Origin of the sequence: Vibrio wakamikoensis (assembly GCF_050337275.1) — a bacterium.
In the GTDB taxonomy this organism is placed as follows: Bacteria; Pseudomonadota; Gammaproteobacteria; order Enterobacterales; family Vibrionaceae; genus Vibrio; species Vibrio chaetopteri.
The window spans coordinates 123,972-144,913 of the sequence record NZ_JAKJST010000014.1 but is presented as its reverse complement, the minus strand read 5'-3'; the positions used below and the strand labels follow the sequence as shown (position 1 = coordinate 144,913).

Genomic DNA, 20,942 nt, shown 5'->3' with positions numbered 1-20,942 from the left:
TGCTCGCTACTCTTCACAGTTTATAGGTATCGTCGATAATGGTGACAGGCTCAAAGCTTTCGCCTTTTTTCAGGGCTGACTTGGTCTGTGTTTTTACATCGCTATCAATCCAAAAATTTGCCACATCCGTTACCGAGAACATGGTTTCAGTCAGCTTAGTCATGCCTTTTTCTGGTACCCGTAGCCAACGCCAATGCGCTTCACGAGTGTATGGCACCATATAACCAGGAACAATTAAGTACTCATCTGACACTTTTTGTTGGATCTGATGAGACAGTTGCTGCTTTTTCGCGACATCAAACTCAACCACATACTGGTCGATCAGATTGTCCATGTCTGGGTTTTGATAGAAGGTATGATTATTGGTTTGCGGCTTAGCATTGTCTGAATGTAAATACTCCCAATACGCCGGGATTTCGCCACCGCCCATATGTAAGAAAGCAAGCTGGTGTTTTTTCTCTAAAATGAACTTAAAGGCTGACGATCCATCAACTAGGTTGAGATTAAACTCCAACCCCGCTTGTTTCGCTTGCTCTTTGAGATATGCAACTCTTGGAGTATGTGGTGGGTAGCCGTAAGTAATATCGAAACTCAAGCGCTGACCTTTGTCATTGACACGAATTCCATCCGCACCGACCTTGTTAAAGCCCGCGGCTTCAAAATAACGAATTGCCTTTTTAGGATCGAAAGCTGGCGCTTGATTATTCGGTCGGTCGTAGCCACCATGACCGGCCCCCATGCTGTGAGGCATACGAAGATAGTCACCACGAAGCACTTTTTTTAGCATGCCGTCATAATCAGAGGCGTAGACAATACCCGCTCTTACATCACGACTCTCTAACAGCGGCATTGAAGTGTTCATCCAAAGACCACCTGCACCTTGAGCGGTTTGATTGTAACCCCAAAATTTTTGGATATAGCCTTGTTGGTAGGGTTTGCTATCCGCTTTCTCATGCCAAAGGCTTGGAAGCACTAAACCAAACACATCAAGATCACCTTTCTCAAAGTGTTTTCGTGCGATATCGGAGTCACGAATTACCGTTAAACGCACTTTCTCAACATTGTAACGATTCTTGTAATAGCGATTGCTGTAACCCCACCAGTCTTGACCGACGTGTTTAAAGGTCACGCTCTTGCCTTTTTTCACATTGGACATGTAATAAGCCCAAGTCGTTGGCTCTGCCTTGAAATTAAATTTACGCACGAAATTGTCTTCGATGCCATCACCATTTTCATCCTTCTTAGGATTGGCAAAGAAGTGCTCCGGTCTTGGCTGAAGCCCATTGCTTGGCAAGTTGATTTGTATCATCAACTCTTCTTGGCTCATTTTCGTCGCTGACTTGATGGCAATGGTGTAGTCATCAATTTTGCTGACGTCTTCAATTTTGTTAGTGAAAAAGTCGTTATACCACGGCGCTACAATGTCTTTTGAACGGTTGTAAGTAAGCATGAACAGGTAGTCGTCGGCATCCACCTTCTCACCGTCAGACCATTTTGCTTCGGGGTTGAGCTTGAAGTAGACCGTTTGGTTGTCATCACCATAGGCCCATGCTTCCGCTAATTGAGGTATCCAATTACCTGTATTTGGGTGTCTCGCCGCAAGTTTTGGAGTACCGTCCATAAAGTAGTGCCGTAAACCCGAGTTAGAATCGGGGCCCACACTTCTTAGCGTTTGCGGAAAACTCGACATATGAGTGCGCAAAGTCCCACCGAACTTTGCTTCATCAGAAGCAAATAGCGGCTCATTCATATTATCAATCCAGGTCAATCCGGACGGGAGTTCATTAGCGCTGCTGCCAAAAGAGAGTGCAGCCAATACTGCCGCAGTCAACAATGTATTCTTATGCATGAGATATCCTTATCCTTACTTCCAATCGCAAGACGCCCCAAACGCCTTTTTCAAAAGGTTAATACGGTCCTAGACTCGCCCGCATTCAAACCGTGTATTTTAAACATAGCGGGTAAACTTCTTGGGGTCGAAGGCCGCTCTCACTGCTTCTCCAATAAACGTCACCATGACCAACACCGCTACAATAGCCGTTACGACAGATGTCACTATCCACGGGGAGTCTAAATTCGACTTTCCTTGCTGCAGCAACTCTCCCCAACTCGGTGTTGGTGGCATGAGACCTAAACCCAAATAATCGAGCGCCGTCAGCGCCGTAATATTCGCAGCGATGGTAAATGGCGCCAAAGTGACAATCATTACCATGGTGTTAGGCAAGATATGATTGAATACTATACGTATATTAGAAGCGCCCAATGCTTTGGCAGCAGATACATATTCCCGTGCGACTTCTTTGTACGTCATGGTGCGCATGTACCAAGTAATCCCCATCCATCCAAACATCACGTTTATTGCCACAAACAACGCGAAGCTCGGCTGCACAATCGACACTAAAATCATAATCACATACAAGAACGGTACCATTGACCAAATCTCGATAAAACGCTGAACAAACAGATCAAACTTGCCACCCAGAAAACCCATGGCACAGCCTACAGCAACCCCAATAGCGTATGACGCCGCCATAGTAAGCAGCGCAAAACCCATAGCCGTCCTAAAGCCATAAACTAGGCGAGCCAAAATATCTCGCCCTATCACATCCGTACCTAAAAAGTGCCTAGACTCAACGCTCGGCGCATTAGGTGGGTATTCGCCAGAAAAATCTTGCTCGTAAGGGTTCCAAGGTACTAAAGGCATGATGACAAAATCCTCTCCCGCCTCCGCCTCAAAGGAGAGTTGTAACGCGCGATAATTAGCCTCGCCAGCACTGTCTTGACCGAATTCAATTCCTAATCGCACATCACTGACAACTGGAAAATAATAACTACCTTGATACTTCACCAGCAGTGCTTTGCTATTTATTAAGAACTCCGCAAATAAAGACAACACTAACATTGTGGACAGTATAATAAACGACCAGTAACCTCGCTTGATTCGCCTGAAGTTAATGAGCTTCTTCTTAGTAAGAGGACTAATAACCATGAACTAACTCCCAAACTTCACGCGCGGATCAACAAACGCGACGCATATATCGGATATGATATTTCCGAACAGTAATAATATGGCATTAATTGCGACTATTCCCATTACGACCGGATAGTCGCGTTCCATAATGGACTCATAACCAAGCAATCCAATGCCATCTATATTAAATATTACTTCTATCAAAAATGCGCCTGTCATAAAAAATAACAATGAGTTACCAAAGTGACTGGCAATAGGAATCAGGCTATTGCGAAGTGCATGCTTTCTTACTGCGTGTTTGAACGGTAAACCTTTGGCAATTGCCGTTCTTATATAGTCTGCTGATAGGTTCTCCATGAGATTGTTTTTCATAGTCATTGTCAGTGTCGCAAAGTCACCAATCAAGTAACAAATTAACGGTAGTATGGCATGCCACATAATATCTTTTACTTGCTCGGACAATAACTCATAGTCTTCAAAATCATCACTCGTAAAACCTCCCATGGGAGTCCATTCGAGGTGATAACTAAACAGTGTGATCAGCAACACGCCAACGACATAACCCGGGAGTGCGTAGCCAACGAAGATGGCTACGGAAGATACTGAATCGAAAATAGAGCCGTGTTTCAATGCTTTATAGTAACCAAGAGGGATAGAGATAAAATAGCTGATAAAGAAAGTCATCCCTCCATAGAACAGCGATACAGGTAAACGCTCGGCAATCATATCCGATACAGGCTCATAATATCGGGTCGACTCACCAAGATCTAAGCTAGCTAAATTGCTCAGCCACTCAAAATAGGCCACATGAACAGGCTTATCGAGACCGTAAAATGCATTAAGCTCTTGGATTTGCTCCTCAGATAATGCTGAGTTTGTGCCCGACATGGACAGGGAACCGCCGCCATCTCCTTGAGAATGCATATTCGCTAACATTCTCTCCACTGGCCCTCCAGGGACAAACCTTGTTATCGCAAATATTAGAATTGTTACGCCAATAAATGTCGGCACTACGAGTGCCAGACGACGAAGGAAATAAGACAGCATTTATCAACTTCTCCATGTTTGCTGTTCACTAAATAGCGATACTAATTAGCCTTTAATTTTTGGCTAAAAATTAATTACTCGGCTTCCTTGCTCAGACAATTAATTTTATCACTCTTTATTTTCGACAACGTTTTTATCACAAACCACAAACACTGTCACTTTTAATTAATAACACTCATAATTTTAAAAAAAGAACAAAATTTCATAAAAAAACCCTCTCCAATATATCAAACTGGAAGATAGAGCATTGACTCTACATAAAAATGTAAGAATCGATCCATTAATTGTGCATAAATATTCAGATGAGCAGTATGAACCAAGTATACTATTGAATCTCATATCGCTTATGCATTAAAGCTTTGTTGCCCCAATGGTTAAATTATAGACGATGAGTCTATGCGATGAATTATTGTGTAATTTTACAATTAGCCAATAAGTTCAAATTCATGTTAATTTATAGAATAAAATACCAATTGTTTAATGTAAGATCGAATAATGATCTGCTTTTACGGCAATTGCTAGATTCAATGGAAATTTTTATAAATCACACTAGTTTTTGCAACTTAATTACAAGAAAACACCGTTTTAATAACAATTTAAAGAACATGATACTTTTTACAAACTAGCATTCGTTTTAACTGGCTGATTTGACATTACTTTTTTAACCCGTCATAAGTTGCGCTTGTTGTTAACACCGAATTAACGACTCAACCAAAAATGCAATACACAACAGACGTCAGTGGAAATCTGGCGAAACGGAGTACAAGGATGTTAAAAAAAAGCACATGTCTCTCGGTAGCAGTGAGTCTTGCGCTTGGTACCGCGAATTTATTCGCAGTGCCTATAGCGTTTGCTGAAGAAACGGGACAACAGGACGTAGAAAAGCTTCAAAAAATGAAAGTGACTGGGTCACGCATTTCTCGTGTAGAGATGGAAGGCGCTGAGCCAGTTCAAGTCCTTTCATCAGAATACATTGAAAATACAGGTCTAGTTGCAATAGGTGATGTCTTGAACCAATTACCTGGCGTGGGTGGTACGGTACAAAGCACATCTGTAAACAACGGCAGTAACGGCGCAGCAACGGTCAACTTACGTGGTTTAGGCGCTGAACGTACGCTCGTTCTTGTCAATGGCCGCCGTATGGTTAATGGTGGCACGGGGGCAGACGCATCCGTTGACTTGAATATGATTCCTGCTGCAATGGTAGAACGTATTGAAGTACTGAAAAATGGTGCGTCTTCTGTCTACGGTTCTGATGCAATCGGTGGTGTAGTTAACATCATCACTAAACAGAATTTTGAAGGGTTCGAGCTTAATGCTAAGCGCGGCACCACATCAAACAGCGATGGCCAGGTGACCGACATCAGCATGCTCGCAGGTGCATCAAACGATCGCGGTAATATTACCTTCTCTGCAGGCATGACCAAAGAAGATGAAATCATGGCCGGTGATCGTGGTTTTGCCAATACCGACCAACAACATGATGGCTATGGCGGCCAGTTCCAAAGTGGTAGCTCGGCTCCTCCATGGGGTTACTACGATGGTAAGACATTTGGACCAGAGGGCAGCGATACTCTACGTGACTTCAATGCGCCTGGTGATCTCTACAACTATGCGCCGGACAACTACTTAAAACGCCCAGCGCAGCGTCGCTATCTTGCTGCTCAAGGTAACTACTTACTTGGTGAAACCAGTATTTTTGGTCCAGTAACGGCGACATTCGAAGCTCTCTACTCGAACTCTGAGTCTAACTATCTACTTGCAGCTGAACCTATCTTCGGTAAGTTCAATGGCTATGACCCTATCTCAAAAGACAATGAATTCAACAACACAGGTTCTGATATCGTTGATTGGCGCCGACGCATGGTTGAGACTGGTGGTCGTAACCGCTTTTTCGAGTCAGATACGGGCCGTGTTGTATTAGGGCTAGATGGTGAGTTCCAAAATGGTTGGACGTGGGATGCCAACTACAACTGGGGTAAAACCAAAACCAAGCAAATTGAAGATGGCGTATTTATGAAAGATCGCGTGAGTAACGCGGTAGGTCCATCTGCAAATGGTCAATGTCTTGATGCGGGTGGTAACGTGATTGCTGGCTGTGTGCCCATGGACATTCTTGGAAACGTAAGCCAAGAAGCACTGGATTACGCGACATTCACTCGCCAAGATACCGGCTTTAACCAACAGCAAATCATCAACTTCAACGTAACGGGCGACATCTACGAAACCGAGATGGGCACCATTGCTTTTGCTGCCGGTTACCAAAACCGTGATGAGCAAGGTGCGAACCAACCAGATGCATTAGTTGTTCTCGGTAACGCTTCGGGTAATGCAGAATCAGAAACCTCGGGTGGCTACACAGTTGACTCATTCTACGGCGAATTACTGGTTCCAATTCTGTCCGAAGTGACGATGGCAGAATATTTAGAAGCAAAGATCACCGCTCGTCATGATAAATACTCCACATTTGGTGGCGCGACCACTATGGGTTACAGCTTCTTGTACCAACCGATTGGCGATTTGATGCTTCGCGGTACCTACAATGAAGTATTCCGTGCCCCATCAATTGCTGATCTGTACGGCGGGGCGCAAGAAAGTGCGGATGTTCTATCGGATCCTACGGGTCAAGATACCAGTGGCCGCACGCAGTTCCCTGTATTCTACGGCTCAAACCAAGAACTTCAGCCTGAAGAAGGCCACACCGCGTCACTTGGTTTTGTTTTGTCACCATCATTCGCAGAGGGTTTCTCTGCAACGGTTGATTACTGGCAGGTAGAGCTTGAGAACCTAATTGACAACGTTGACCCTCAGTTGATGTTGGATCAATGTGCCAAAACTGGTGAGTACTGTGACAAGATCACCCGTGACGGAAACGGCGACATTGTTTCTATCGATGCTCGTACCACAAACCTAGGTAAGCTTGAGAAAAACGGTATCGACTTCAACTTGCGCTACGTGCATGACTTTGACGTCGTCGTCTTCAAAGCTAACTGGGACAACACCTACAACTTCAAGCACGAAGTCACACAAGCGGATGGCTCTGTTGTCGATTACGCTGGTAAATTCATCAGCGACCAAATCGGCCTATACAGTAAGTACCGCTCAACGCTTAACTTGGGCGTAACTCGCGATGCATGGCGTGTGAACTGGAATACTCGCATGATCGCAGGTGTTGACTACGAACTGTCAGGGGCTGCTGACGCCCCACAAGACACATACAACTTTAGCGTACCTACCATGTTCTACCATGACTTGAGCGCTGGCTACGCGTTTGATAACGGCTTCACTCTGTCTGGCGGTGTCAACAACCTGTTTGACGAAACACCACCGCTTATCCTAGACACCATCTCGGGTAACACAGACTCCACAACCTATGACGTTATTGGCCGTTACTTCTACGCCAATGTAAACATGAAATTCTAATTAATCCCTTCCTCCTGTTTCCGGCACGTTCGCGTGCCGGCTTTTTTCGACTGACATAACACAAGGATGCACACATGAAGATTAAGGATATCGCGCTGAGTAGTCTCACCATAGCCATGCTCGCTATTGGTGGAACCAGCTACGCTGCGGATAGTGGCCAAGTCGTCGCTACACAAGCAAAAGCGAACAAAAACGCGCAAACATCGCAGGCAAAAATCGACAAATACGCGGAGAATACCGACTCGATGCTAGCAGAATACAAGGGTTTGTTGCGTCAAATCGACAGCATGAAAGCGTATAACCAGCAAATCGAAAAGATGGTGAACTCACAACAAGTCGAGATTGACTCACTCAATAGTCAGATCTCCCAGATTGACCAAACCGCAATGGAAGTCGTCCCGCTTACGCTGAATATGGTGCAAGCACTCGAAGACTTCATAGAGCTCGACCTCCCCTTCCAAATCGAAGAGCGTGGCAAACGTGTTGCCGAGCTTAAACGCCTAATGGATCGTGCTGATGTTACGACATCAGAGAAATACCGTAAGGTAATGGAAGCCTACCAAATTGAAGAAGGCTTCTCGCGCTCAATCGAATCTTACAAAGCCAGCCTCGAGCGCGATGGCGAAGTCGTCACTTATGACTTCTTACGCATCGGTCGCACAGCGCTTCTTTATCAATCTCCAGACGGTCTAGAAACAGGCATGTGGAATCAGCAAACTCGCGAATGGGAGGCACTCCCAGAGCAATATCGCGGCGCAGTTCAACAAGGTCTACGCGTTGCTAAGAAGCAAGCGCCACCAGCACTGATCAAGCTACCAATCTACACCGGGGAGAAACAATAATGACTGCATTTAAATCTATGGCCTCACTTGTGCTCTCTGGCCTATTGCTTTTGCCGTGCGTCGCGAGCGCAGAAACCAAACCGATTTCCATGAACGAGCTTCTAAAAACGGTTAAATCGCAAAGCTCGCTAGAATCTAAAGAGAACAAAGAGCGTGAAGCAGAGTTCTTAGCCGATCGAAATAACCAGCAGGCGCTACTTGAAAAAGCCCGAGCTCAACTCGCGCAAGAAACGACTCGCGGCGACACACTTAAAGCGACATTTGATAACAACGATGTCCTCCTCACTGAGCTCACTGAAACTCTTCGCCAACGTTCAGGCACTCTCGGTGAAATGTTTGGTGTCCTTAGACAGTACGCGGGTGAGTTTAAAGGGCTATTTAACGCCTCTCAAAACGCGGTTAAGTTCCCAGAGCGTGGTGCACTCTTGACAAAGCTAGCTGAGAGTAAAGAGCTCCCATCGACAGCCGAGCTTGAAGGTTTCTGGTACACCATTCTTCAGCAAATTGTGGCCTCTGGTGAAACATCAAAGGCTAACGCCACCGTGGTTTATGGTGAAGGCAACGAAGCACAAACTGAAATCACTTTAGTGGGTGAGTTCAATGCTATCGCTGACGGTAAGTACGTCACGTACGTTCCACAAACGGGCAAGTTTGAAGAGCTATCTCGTCAGCCATCTACCAACATCACTACCCTTGTATCACCGTTTGAAAGCACTGCAGACAGTTATCAACCGCTGTTTGTTGACCCATCACGTGGTGTGATCCTTTCACTATTAGTGCAAAGCCCTACAGTTAAAGAGCGCGTCGACCAAGGTGGCATCGTCGGTTATATCATTTTGGGTATGGGTCTTATTGGCGCCTTAATTGCGATCGCTTGTTACCTACGCCTTATAGTTATCGGTGGAAAAATGCGCAAACAAGCCAAATCTGACCAAGTACTCAAGAGTAACCCTCTTGGCGAAGTTATCGAAGCCTACCAATCTCATAAAGGCAGCAACCTTGAAGATCTGGAAGCGAAACTGGATGAGATCATTATGCGCAATGCGCCGCGAATCGAACGTTTTGTTGGCTCTATTAAGCTATTTGCTTCCGTTGCTCCCCTACTCGGCCTGCTTGGTACAGTAATGGGTATGATCGGTACGTTCCAAGCCATAACGTTATTCGGTACTGGAGATCCTAAGCTCATGGCAGGCGGTATTTCAGAAGCTCTCGTGACCACCATGCTTGGCCTAGTTGTCGCCATTCCACTGCTGTTTTTCTACACCCTTGTCCATAGCAAAGCACGTCGACTGGTTCAGACTCTGGAAGAGCAAAGCGCTGGGTTTATTGCTCGCTACCAAGAAAAACTGCACTCATCAGAGGCATAAGGAGCGGCTATGTGGTGGTTAGTCGAAGAATTTGAGTCGATAAGACGCTTTTTAGGAATGGGGGGCGATGTCCTATTCGCCATCTTTATTCTCAGCTTTTTGCTTTGGAGCGTGCTACTTGAACGCTGGTTCTATTTCTTAGCCGTTGCTCCGCGCATGACCAAGAAAACACTCGCAGAGTGGACTGCACGCTCTGAGCACCAAAGCTGGAATGCAAAAATGATCCGCCAAGAGCTTGTTTCTCTTCAGGATATTGAGAACAAAAAAGGGCTACCGGTCGTTAAAGTGCTTATCGCACTGTGTCCGCTGCTGGGTCTACTGGGTACGGTTGTCGGCATGATTCACGTGTTTGACATCCTTGCAGTGGTAGGCACAGGAAGCCCACGAGCCATGGCATCAGGTATTTCGAAGGCAACCATACCAACCCTTGCGGGAATGGTCGCCTCTCTGTCTGGTTTGTTCTTTAGTACACGATTGGATCATCTTGCCAAAGTGACCACGCAAAAGCTGGAAGATCAGCTGAAACACGTCGCTTAGTAAACGGAATTATAAGGATATAGGTCATGAAAAGACGCTATAGCAGCGAAAGCAATGAAGAAGCAGCGATCGATATGACGCCAATGCTGGACATTGTCTTCATCATGTTGATTTTCTTCATTGTTACCACTTCTTTCGTAAAAGAAGCCGGTATCGAAGTGAGTAGACCAAGCGCTAACACGGCGCAGGTGGTGAAAAACGGCAACATTATGGTCGCCATTGGCGCGGCAGGCGATGTGTGGGTAGATAAGCGCCGTATCGAAGTCGATGCCGTACGTGCCAACATCGAACGACTCAAAGCCGAAAGCCCGGAAGGTGCCGTGGTGATCCAAGCAGACCAGGAAGCCAGTGCCGGTGTCGTGGTGAAAGTGATGGATCAAATAAAAATGGCTGGGGTAGAAAACATCTCCATCGCCGCTACAGATAAGGGGTAACCTATGCGTTATCTGGCCTCTGTAGCACTGGCGCTCATTGTCGCCCTCGGACTCTTCTGGGGGATGGACAAGCTGGTAAACAAAGAGCGCCACGAGTTAGCGTCGAGTGACGATCTTCGTATGGTCGATTTCATTCGCGTTAAACCGCAAGAAAATGTACAGGAGAAAAAACGAGAGCTACCAAAACCACCACCACCGAAACGTCCACCACCGCCACCAGAAATGAAAGTGGCGTCGACGGTCAAGCCGGTGATGGAGCAGATCGCTATGGATATGCCTAACCTTAATCTGCCTGTGAATGTCACAGGGGGTTCTGTGTTAGGTCACTACACCCAAGGTGGTGGAGCTCAAGTGCTTGGCAATAACGGTCCTGTACCACTGGCTACTTTCCAGCCGCAATTGCCACGTAAAGCAGCGCGATCTGGAATTGAGAGAGGTTTGGTGTTGGTGGAGTTTACTGTGAACGAGCGCGGTACTGTTGAAGATGTCAAAGTCCTCAAAGAGAGCCCACGCAAACTTGGCCTTGGCCGAGCGGCTAAGAAGACCATCGCTAAATGGACATTCAAGCCTAAGCAAGTCGATGGTCAGGCGGTCAGTACTCGTATGTCACAAGAAATTGAGTTTTCTACCAACTAAGGAGTCGAACATGAATACGTTCCAAAAAATGGCTTCTGTGTTGCTTATAGCGGGCTGTTTGAGCAGCCCAGCTATCGCTCAGGATCCACCTCAGCTTTCCGACAAGACCTTTCGCACCGTCAATAAGGTACAAAAGTGGATAGCTGAAGAAAAATACGCTTACGCCATAGAAAAGCTAGAAAGCGCCATTGAATCCACCAAGAAGAAAAAGTATGACCGAGCCGTGTTGCTGCAACAGATGGGGTTTCTGTACTCACTTCGCGAAGACTACAAACAAGCGGCGAACTACTTTGCTCAGGCACTCGAGGTCAATGCTCTCCCCGTGCCTGTAGCGCAGCAAGTTCGCTACAGTTTGGCTCAGCTTTATCTCGCCGAGGAGCAGTATCAAAAGTCGGTTAATACCATGAAGGCTTGGTTTAAGGTGGCAGAAACCACTGAAGACAAGCCTAACGCTCACGCTTACATCACGCTTGCAAGTGCTTATGTGCAAATGGGGGATTACAAAAACGCCATTGCACCGACCAAAAAAGCCATTTCGATGACTAAAGATCCAAGTGAGTCTTGGTATCTGTTACTGCTTGCTTCTCATTATGAACTCAAGCAGTACAAAAGCACCGCAGGTGTACTCAAGACACTCACTTCCAAATATCCACAGAAGAAGCGTTATTGGATGCAGCTTTCTGGGATCTACATGGAAATGAACCAGGATCGAAACTCACTAGCAGCACTCGAAGCTGCTTATGAGCTCAACCTACTGGAAAGTGAAAAGGAGTACCTAAGGCTTGTAAACTTTATGGCTTATCAGGGCATCCCTTATCGAGCAGCGAAAACACTTAAGCTTGCGATGGAACAAGGGAATATAGAGCAAACGCAAAAGCATGTTGAAAAGCTCGCGTCTTTTTATCATCAAGCGCAAGAAGTAGATCAAGCGATCTTGGCCTATCAACAAGCGTACGAGATGAGCCCAACAGCCAAGAGTCAAATCCGTATTGCTCGTCTTATGCTTCAAGACAAACAGTATAAGGTCGCCTCTGAATACACTAAGACTTATGCGCCTAACGCAACTAAGGATCAAGTAGCAGAGCTGCAATACATAAAAGGAATGGCACACTTTGAGATGAAACAGCCAAAACTCGCGCTCAACTCAATGAAAAAGGCCGCAAGCTCAAAGGAGCTACGTCCAACAGTCAGCCCTTGGATCAGTTTTTTGGAGCAATAAGACTGATAAGAATATCGAGAGGAGATGGTTGTGTTCTTCTCTTGGTTAAGTGTGAGTCAGTCGCACGTTTAGGGAAGCTTCGGCTTCCCTTTTTTCTCTTCTAATCTGACGTCAGTTTCAAATTGTTAATAAAATGTCGCAATTATTTTCTAGCGAAAATCGCAGTGTTGGGCATAACATTTACGTAACAAGTGATAATCAGATATGAAGGAGCAATATCTATGCTCTCCTCTTTGCATGTAAAATTAAACGCGATTAACAACAATAAGTACTTCCAAGCATTTACTGTAGTTGTGATCATACTTGCTGCGTTGACCATCGGCGCTAAAACGTTTGAGCTACCCGATGCTTTAAGCGGAGCAATTCAATGGCTCGATGTTTTCATATTGCTATTCTTCTTGATTGAAATAATCATCAAGTTCTTCTCATACCAAAACAAGCTCAATTTTTTTAAAAGTGGTTGGAACCTTTTTGACACCGTTATTGTTATCGGCAGTTTAATACCGACGGCGGGACAAGGCATTTTAATCGCTCGCCTCCTCCGTGTATTTCGAGTATTACGTTTAGTCTCTGCCGTACCGCAGCTTAAATTACTTATTAACGCATTATTTAAGGCGATCCCAAAAATGGGCTATATCGCCGTTCTAATGTTTATCATCTTCTACATTTATGCTGTCATCGGTAGCTTGGTATTTTCCGACATCAACGAAGAACTATGGGGGGATGTATCCATATCCATGCTCACCCTTTTCCGTATTGCAACTTTTGAAGACTGGACAGATGTCATGTACGAAACTATGGCGGTCTACCCCATCAGTTGGGTCTACTATCTAACATTTATTTTCCTGACCGCATTTGTTTTTTTAAACATGATGATAGGTGTTGTCATTGAGACTATGACAGCAGAACATGCACTAGCTGAAAAAGACAATGAATCCGAACTACCGCAGCTCACAGCCGATCACCAAACAAGACAGATATTTGCTACTCACCAACAAGTACAATCATTGCATCAAGAGTTAGAGGAGATAAAAGCGCTGTTGAAATCGAAGCCCCATCAATAAGGTCAATCTCTCTGTTTTCGCGAGTTAATATCCAGAAGTTATTTTACACGATAACCGTTCTTTTATCCTTGCATGCAACTTTTAAACCGTTAACGCACTTCTTCGAACGTATAAACGAGGAATATCACGAACAGTTCAACCTTAATAACGTGACGACAACTAATTTACTCTAAATTTTCTACCTGATTATTTAATCGAGCTGCTGTTTAGAACTGCACCGAATGTGATCTTTGGAACAATTTACAAACTCAAACCGTATGCAATTCCCCTCCTTATTGACAAACTGATCAATTGTACTAATCACTTATATTGCCACAACAAACTGGATAACGATATTAAGCAGAAAATATTCAAGGTCAGTTTAGGCTTATTCTTCACCGTCTCTATTTATGGCTGTAATAGCGACAACAACAATTCTACCGGTAATGTTAGTGCAGGAGACGCTTACAGCGTCACTGCCATCGATGAAACAGAAGGTGAAGTAACCGAACCTTTTGTGATGTCAGCACCTGCAGGAGAAAGCGCGGTAACGCCTCTGACCACCATTGTTCATAACTCGATGAAGAAAGATCCTTCACTTAGTAAAGAAGATGCGGTTCAAAAGCTTGCTAACGAGTTGGGAATAGAGTCTGACGATGTTTTAGGAGACTTTATTGCAGGCGAAGGTAAACCAAAAGCAGCGTATGCAGCAGAACAAATCGTCAGTATGGGAGCGCTACCTGAATCACCAGATGACCTTGCCGAAGCTGCAGACCAGACCTCGACTGAATCCTCAAAATTTGAGCTCGTCGTGACCGCTGTGAATCAAGATATAAAAGAGATCCTCGATACGGTCTCTGACTCACAAACGGTCGAAGAGATCAAGCAGGATTTGGCCGCGATTCCACCACAGGTCCCGCCAACCGATAGTGATGGCGATGGGATTCCCGATTCCATCGACGCTTTTGACCAAGATCCAACAGAGTGGGTGGATAGCGACCAAGACAATCTCGGTGACAACGAAGATGATCCCTACCCCAACGATAGTGACAACGACAGTTACGCAAATAACATCGACCGCTTTCCCAACGACGCTACGGAATGGTTCGATGATGACAACGACGGGCTTGGTGACAACGAAGATGATCAGTCACTCAATGATACCGACAATGATGCCATCGCAAATGACACCGACAACTGTACAACTGTCGCCAATCAAGACCAAGCGGACTTTGATCAAGATGGACTCGGTGATGCCTGTGACAACAACGTTGACCTCACGTGGAACGTAACCAATTGGAACGACGCAACCTGGCAGTAGCGACAAAACAAGATTAGAAACCTTAAGGATAAGTATCATGGAAACTTCAAACAAACTTATGTTGGCAACACTGTTCAGTCACACCATCGCAGTTGGCGCTTTCGCCGCTGTACCCAACACATTCAGCGCAGGTTCACCAGCTCTAGCAAGTGAAGTGAACGAAAACTTCTCACAACTCGATTCTAGACTAACGGCGCTAGAGGGCTCTGAGTCAGATTCCTATATTACTGTTGAAGTGGATTGCTCAGTTACATTAACAAACGGCATGATACACATCTAACACTGAGAAAAGTAACATCCTATCTCAGACAGAAGCTGTCGCATGAAAATGTTGACTCGACCATTATTGCTTTGCTTACAGGTGAGGTAATCAACACCATACCTGCTGTGTTTTACCTGCAGCTTTCTCATGGATACCTGCTTCAAACCTACAACCGTTACTTGGACTTCCTGTCACACTTAACCCCAGCTCCCTCCGCCTTAACTCTGTTCGATGAAATTCCCAGCCCTTCATCGCTTGGTTCACCCCTATTTATTGAAACGGATGTATTGTCTTCAATGTTTTCCCACCTTCAGTCAAAGCTGAACTCAAAGCAGCCAAAAGATGAATACTTCCATAACAACATCACAATTTACACTCAGCTTGTTCTTGCGATTGCATCAGGCTATCGCCCCGTCACCGGTTGGTTTGGAAAAATCACGCACTTATCACTGCAAACAGGCGACTATTGGATTTCGGACAAAGAGTCCGGTATTGGCGATAATAGCCGCGTCATCAAGCTTCCAGACATCGCGATTAAAATCCTCGACAACTATTTGTGCTATTGCAAGCGACGAGTATTACAACTCGCCAACACTCAACCGGAGTTATCACTCGAATATCAACGCTTACTCGCAGGGGAGGCGCATCTCTTTTTCTACTTAAGAGAAAGTCAGTATGAACCGTGTACACCATCAAACTACACATTTTTCATTGACTCTGTCTTCCCTCTCCAAGCTAATTGGGCACGGCATCACGCTCGGTCACTATTAACGGCAAAGGGCGTTGACACCTCAGTCATTAACGCCTGGATGGGACACATGAATCAATCTAAGCGCAGTTTTCACGAGTTTAGTACTCTCACCCGCCAACATATGGTGACGATCTCAAACATCCTTAACGAACATCTGTTAGATATTGGCGTGGAGGCCACCTATGACTGAGATTGGTGTCGAGGCTCGCCGTAAAAATCGACTGAACCAGATAGAGCGAGTCAATCAAAAAGCACAGCAAGTATATGAGAAATATTTCCCAAACCCAGTCATAGTGCCCAAGCAAGAGCGTTTTTATAAAGACTGGGCGAAGTTCATCGATGACATCACCAACATATTTGGGCGAATTGGCGATTACCGACGCGCTTTTAACATCGGTGTAAAAAACGTCCTCAGTTATCAAAAACGCCATAACTGGAAGGTCAACCCTCCAAGTTACATTGTCACCAAAAAAGTCACCCAAGCCACTACGCACACTCGATTGGATGCAGAGTGCATGGAAAGGCTATGAATTCTATCAACATTGGTACTTCAGTGAGCTACTAAAGTCACCCGCTCAATCCAAAGAGCAAGCTTTTCGGAATCTAATCCTTTCGCTCATCTATCATAGCGGCAAAGCGAATCCTGATGTTGTAGACGCCTTCCAACGATTAATTGTTAGCTCAAACGTCAAAGTGAACCATTGGAATTACTCGCCTTTTATTAGCGTGACCATCGACTCTGAACGGTTTAACACCAATGTTGATGTCGCGGGAAATAAAGTTACCCAATTTCATTGCTACCTTCACCCTATTACACTTGGCTTACTGCGTTTATGGAAACGGTGGCGGCGCCATAGTTGGCAGGCGCCTAGAGATAAAGGAGAGTTGGGCACCATATTGACAGGAAATCAATGCGACCTGACTTTGAGTCAACTTTGCCAAACCTCGGTATACGTGGCAGAAAACCAATCTGATTTAGCAATCAGCCAGGCGCTCATTGAATACCAAGTGAGCAAAACAAAATCTTACGGTCTTCCGACGAGCAATCTTGCCCGCTTGATTCACCCAATGGTCTATTCATTGACGGATATCGACGTTACCCCCGCTTCGGCTTCCTCAGATTCTGAGTTAAGCGCAAAGAATGCGAAACCAAAGTCACAACATCTTGAACTCTTTGACAAACTAAAAGATTGTTTGCGCCCCAAGGGAACCCTCAAACCAGTCAGCAAAGCAACACTCAAGCAAAGCCTGGAAACGTTAATAGCGGAAATATCGAGTGAAGAAGCAATAAACCAACGCTTACTCATCCAGTGGTATCGCCATAAGCTAGAGACTTGCAGTGTTGGTACATTAAAAGCGTACCATTCGAGTCTGACTCGAAAATGGCTTTACCTGTGCGAAAGATATCCACTGAATGCACTCAACGGTGAAGAGTTAGAACAGATCTATAAGCAAACCATCGACAACCACACGACCGACAAGTCGAAAAAGTACTTTGCAGGTCGACTCAAAGACTTGCACGCTTCTGCTGTGGAAACCAATGTACTTACGCCTATCTCGAGCGATTATTTACACACTGACCCTACTCAAGCCCACACTCGCGCCGCGTTTGTCGATGAAGCTCTATTAACAGGTCTACTTAACGGCTTCTCTTCTGCTAAAGGACTTGGTGAAGCCGATAAACTATGCCTTAAATCAATGTGTATCCTCTCCTATCGATGCGGTCTAAGGCTCAATGAGTTGGCCAAGTTACGAATCAAGGACATTGAGCCTTCCAACATTGGCTGGCTATCCGTCCGAGATAATCACCTTGGTACAAACAAAACCGCGGCGAGTTTACGTAAAGTACCGCTCTACCCAATGTTGCTTAAGCATGAAACCAAAATCATCAACGACTATTACCATCTCAAACAGGAACAACAACTTGGGGAAAAGCACCCCTTCTTTTCGTTTGGGGCCGACGCAAAGCTTCCAGTAGATAACTTTCGAGTGTCTATGCTCGTAGGGGAGCTACTCAAATCCCTGTCCCAGTTGAACTATTTTGTGTTTCATCACCTGCGCCATAGCTGCTTAAGCCGACTTCAGCTTATCTTGGAAATCGATAACTTAAGCACACTACCCCAACAGTTATCCCCGTACGCTCGAAGCCAGCTCAAGAAAATTAAAGGCATCGTGTTTGGACGATCAGCTATGAACGGCTACGATGCCATTGCCGCAATGGCGGGTCATGAGTCGCCACGGATGACATTTGAGCATTATTTCCATTTTTCTGACTGGATCGTTGCGCAAAAATTGAAAAATATCGACTTTTCACTTCCTGAAGGCGCGATGAGCCAAGTGGGCTTATTGCCTCAAAGAGTCCCTGTGGAGAAAAGACTCAAACGATATGTCCTACCTTACTTGATGAAAACACTCACTATTCAAGAGCTATCAACAAACATAGACAATGGTATTGTGCCCACGATCCATATCAAAGAGGATAAAGAAATCCGTTCCGTTCCAATCTGCCGAAGTGCTTTAGAGTTTTATCAGCAAGGCTTTAGTCATGACGACATTTGTTCGAGGCTAAGAATCACCGAGGCAACACTCAACAAGTGGATCAGCAATGCCAAACACATCAAAGCATTCTCTACGGAGTCGGCTGGTCAGCAATACTCCCGTCACTTTTCTAATGCTCGTTCGAAGAAGCTTCTTCCCTCAGCACTCAAAACTTCCATTGAAATCAAAACGCAGAATCAATACATAAAAGAGTTAAAAGAACACTACCAACATCACCATGCAGCTATCGTCGATACCATTACCTATGCCCTCATGCACGCGAGTGTTTCTCGCTCAGGTATCCATTTCAATTCGCCCATTGAATTGAACAAGTTTCTGGAGACCACCCACTTATTTATCCCCAAAGCTCACTGGCGCGCAGCAACGCAGTACCTCGATAGCAGCATAAAAAAACCGGAATGGCTCGATGCCCTCAAAGGTATTAAAACTTACAAGGAGAGAAAACCATCAGGTCGAAGTAAAAAAGCACAAGGTGCGGTTAGATTGGAATTAGTACACCCAAGTTCACGAATGAATAATGAGTCAAAGACCAAGCAATCATCCCCGCTTTTGCTGCATTTATTCCATATGATGGGCATTATGATGATGAATCTAAATAGTGGGGATGAATCGGAGTCCTAAAAGGAACACCTATTTAAGATGCTAGGTCTCTACTTAATGCTTAACGTCACTTTTGAAAGCAAAGAGATCAACCACGTTATCTGGGATGGTCGCTTTCTCTTGTGACGCTTCATTCGTCATCGATGCCGCGACCATTTCCATTTGTGCCTGGATTTCCGCTATTTTTGCTTCATCTTGAATATTATCTATCATTTGACAACGTAGGGAGGAGAAAAGTGGACGAACGAGCTCCAACTCATTGTCGTGCAACTGGCCATAATGGCTTGCCCACTGCAAGAACATCTCTTCATCGGGATAAAAGTAATCTTTACTTGCTTTAGTTTTGCGAAGCAAGCTATTCACCCACTCGTCAAACGAAGCGGATTCAAGCTCATTATCAGGTAGCGTGCCCACTTGATAAACACGGTCTTCAAATTGCCAGGCTACATCATTGACATGGCTTTGCACGCTGCGGTCGCCTCGCTGGCAGAAATAAGGACGTGGATGATGAGTAAGGAAGCAGTTAAACATCTCAAGAAAGCTGTCATCATCGCCCCACTCAAACTCCCCCATAAAAAAGTGAAGATTGTTAAACAGGCGCTCTACAAGTAAGTTCGTAAATTCAAGCCAATCACCCTTCTTCACACCGCAAAATACCATCGCATAACGCGTATCTACATGCATCGCTACAATCACATTTTTTCGCTGGACCTTGATGACATGCACAAGCCACTGTGAAATGGGCTCAAGAGCAGTACCTACGTCGGAAATGGATTCGGTGGGTTTATCTTCAATAGGAGTTTGCTTTTGACCTCGACGAGAAACAGTAAAAAAGTCCGAAGCGGCTTTAGTGCAATTGAATACTAACAAAACGTCTTCCTAAGTTGATTAATGGTCACAAGTCACGCTGCCGTTAATTGCTGATATAACGACAACTATATACTGAAAGTATCTACGATACCCTACTCACAAGCCACCTCGATGTAACTATGAAAACGCTAAACGAACGCGTATCCCTTGAAGTTCGCTATTGGTAACCTAAAGTTAAGTAAGGTAGTCGGTAGCTCGCCGTTAATGAGTAAGGCTTAGCGATGGGAACTCGCCTCAGTGAATACGTGTTCCCCTTGATGTATTCACTGCTCTTTCACGTTTTGCTTGCAATCTATCAACTCTTTGAAGCAAACGGTTTGTTACAAGTTGCCCACTAAAAATGTGTACAAAACTCAACCAAAGCTAGCAACATCGCTCAATCGAGATGCTGACAGAATGCCCCTTTAAATTCAACAGAAGAAAGTCTAAGCCTGCGAGTTAATGCAAATACTGCTTAATGCGAGTGCGCGTTTTTCATACACCAACTGTTAATTTCTATCACTTGAGCCAATTTAACGACGATTAGTAGAAATAGTAGAGAACAACCAGTGTCGAAACAACCTTAAATTATACATAACCAAATGAAAAAGTTAACTTTTATATAACTTTCAATCTAACGCTGGAAACACAATATTATTAGAGGCCCCCTTTGCCCTATGCTAACCTCAAGTTGTGTTTAACCCACCTAAGGGCTTTGAAATGTTTGCTAAAATCCATCACACCGAAAGACGTACATCACTCAAAGTAGCGACCAAAATCTTAGAAAAATGGGGGTGTACACAACATCAGGTGGATCGACTACTGAACACAAACCATTTCGAAAAGCCTGAAAACGACAGCTTGATACGAGCCAGCTACATTTTGTCGATCCATTCATCATTAAGTCTTTTTTTTTCGAGCAAGGAAAGTGTTTACAGCTGGGTATCAAAAAAGAACCTTCACCCCACTCTAAGTGGTTCAAGTGCTCTTGATTTGATGCTTACCGGAGGACTGCAAGAACTAAAAAAAATCGCTGACATTGCCAAGGCAATGGCCTACTCAAACTAAGGATGTACACATT

At 44.9% G+C, this 20,942-nt stretch carries 18 protein-coding genes; 14 read left to right on the top strand and 4 right to left on the bottom strand.

The genetic code is table 11. From position 1 onward, the window contains the following. Positions 1 to 13: 13 nt before the first annotated feature. The 3 genes from L4C42_RS05390 to L4C42_RS05380 form a co-directional block, all read right to left on the bottom strand. Complete coding sequence (locus L4C42_RS05390) at positions 14 to 1,849, bottom strand: extracellular solute-binding protein (protein ID WP_418642337.1); 1,836 nt, start codon at positions 1,847 to 1,849, stop codon at positions 14 to 16. A 99-nt stretch (positions 1,850 to 1,948) separates the two neighbouring features. Continuing rightward, positions 1,949 to 2,989 carry an ABC transporter permease gene (locus L4C42_RS05385; protein ID WP_418642338.1) on the bottom strand — a complete coding sequence of 347 codons (1,041 nt, stop codon included), beginning with the start codon at positions 2,987 to 2,989 and terminating at the stop codon, positions 1,949 to 1,951. 3 nt (positions 2,990 to 2,992) lie between these two features. Next, positions 2,993 to 4,018 (bottom strand): ABC transporter permease subunit, encoded by a 1,026-nt coding sequence (locus L4C42_RS05380; protein WP_353499109.1) that lies wholly within the window; start codon positions 4,016 to 4,018, stop codon positions 2,993 to 2,995. A 768-nt stretch (positions 4,019 to 4,786) separates the two neighbouring features. On the opposite strand from L4C42_RS05380, the gene L4C42_RS05375 reads away from it, so the two are divergent. From L4C42_RS05375 to L4C42_RS05315, 13 genes are all read left to right on the top strand, one after another. Next, positions 4,787 to 7,441: a TonB-dependent receptor gene (locus tag L4C42_RS05375; RefSeq protein ID WP_429759701.1), complete on the top strand. Its 2,655-nt coding sequence runs from the start codon at positions 4,787 to 4,789 to the stop codon at positions 7,439 to 7,441. A 74-nt stretch (positions 7,442 to 7,515) separates the two neighbouring features. Next, on the top strand, positions 7,516 to 8,283 hold the full coding sequence (locus L4C42_RS05370; protein ID WP_429759699.1) for a DUF3450 domain-containing protein: 768 nt from the start codon (positions 7,516 to 7,518) through the stop codon (positions 8,281 to 8,283). Beyond that, complete coding sequence (locus tag L4C42_RS05365; RefSeq protein ID WP_429759697.1) at positions 8,283 to 9,650, top strand: MotA/TolQ/ExbB proton channel family protein; 1,368 nt, start codon at positions 8,283 to 8,285, stop codon at positions 9,648 to 9,650. Before L4C42_RS05370 ends, L4C42_RS05365 begins: the two co-directional genes overlap by 1 nt. Before the next feature lie 9 nt (positions 9,651 to 9,659). Beyond that, positions 9,660 to 10,187 carry a MotA/TolQ/ExbB proton channel family protein gene (locus L4C42_RS05360; RefSeq protein ID WP_429759695.1) on the top strand — a complete coding sequence of 176 codons (528 nt, stop codon included), beginning with the start codon at positions 9,660 to 9,662 and terminating at the stop codon, positions 10,185 to 10,187. A gap of 26 nt (positions 10,188 to 10,213) precedes the next feature. Continuing rightward, positions 10,214 to 10,621 (top strand): ExbD/TolR family protein, encoded by a 408-nt coding sequence (locus L4C42_RS05355; protein ID WP_042497468.1) that lies wholly within the window; start codon positions 10,214 to 10,216, stop codon positions 10,619 to 10,621. 3 nt (positions 10,622 to 10,624) lie between these two features. Next, positions 10,625 to 11,257, top strand: a complete 633-nt coding sequence (locus L4C42_RS05350; RefSeq protein ID WP_429759692.1) for an energy transducer TonB — start codon at positions 10,625 to 10,627, stop codon at positions 11,255 to 11,257. Positions 11,258 to 11,267: 10 nt separating this feature from the next. After that, on the top strand, positions 11,268 to 12,476 hold the full coding sequence (locus tag L4C42_RS05345; RefSeq protein WP_429759690.1) for a tetratricopeptide repeat protein: 1,209 nt from the start codon (positions 11,268 to 11,270) through the stop codon (positions 12,474 to 12,476). Between the two features lie 221 nt (positions 12,477 to 12,697). Beyond that, positions 12,698 to 13,540 (top strand): ion transporter, encoded by an 843-nt coding sequence (locus L4C42_RS05340; protein WP_353499103.1) that lies wholly within the window; start codon positions 12,698 to 12,700, stop codon positions 13,538 to 13,540. Positions 13,541 to 13,763: 223 nt separating this feature from the next. Continuing rightward, the gene (locus L4C42_RS05335) at positions 13,764 to 14,840 is read left to right on the top strand and encodes a hypothetical protein (protein ID WP_353499102.1); all 1,077 of its coding nucleotides are present in this window, start codon (positions 13,764 to 13,766) and stop codon (positions 14,838 to 14,840) included. A 37-nt stretch (positions 14,841 to 14,877) separates the two neighbouring features. Then, the gene (locus L4C42_RS05330) at positions 14,878 to 15,120 is read left to right on the top strand and encodes a hypothetical protein (RefSeq protein WP_429759688.1); all 243 of its coding nucleotides are present in this window, start codon (positions 14,878 to 14,880) and stop codon (positions 15,118 to 15,120) included. Positions 15,121 to 15,398: 278 nt separating this feature from the next. After that, a complete protein-coding gene (locus tag L4C42_RS05325; protein ID WP_429759686.1) occupies positions 15,399 to 16,043 on the top strand; it encodes a hypothetical protein in 645 nt (214 codons plus the stop codon). After that, on the top strand, positions 16,036 to 16,383 hold the full coding sequence (locus L4C42_RS05320) for a hypothetical protein (protein ID WP_429759684.1): 348 nt from the start codon (positions 16,036 to 16,038) through the stop codon (positions 16,381 to 16,383). The genes L4C42_RS05325 and L4C42_RS05320 overlap by 8 nt, the downstream gene beginning before the upstream one ends. Continuing rightward, positions 16,358 to 19,033, top strand: a complete 2,676-nt coding sequence (locus L4C42_RS05315; RefSeq protein WP_429759682.1) for a tyrosine-type recombinase/integrase — start codon at positions 16,358 to 16,360, stop codon at positions 19,031 to 19,033. The genes L4C42_RS05320 and L4C42_RS05315 overlap by 26 nt, the downstream gene beginning before the upstream one ends. Positions 19,034 to 19,066: 33 nt before the next feature. Here L4C42_RS05315 and L4C42_RS05310 read toward each other — a convergent pair whose 3' ends face one another. Continuing rightward, the gene (locus L4C42_RS05310; protein WP_429759680.1) at positions 19,067 to 19,882 is read right to left on the bottom strand and encodes a DUF6933 domain-containing protein; all 816 of its coding nucleotides are present in this window, start codon (positions 19,880 to 19,882) and stop codon (positions 19,067 to 19,069) included. A 699-nt stretch (positions 19,883 to 20,581) separates the two neighbouring features. On the opposite strand from L4C42_RS05310, the gene L4C42_RS05305 reads away from it, so the two are divergent. Continuing rightward, positions 20,582 to 20,929, top strand: a complete 348-nt coding sequence (locus tag L4C42_RS05305; protein ID WP_429759678.1) for a hypothetical protein — start codon at positions 20,582 to 20,584, stop codon at positions 20,927 to 20,929. The last annotated feature ends 13 nt before the right edge of the window (positions 20,930 to 20,942 follow it).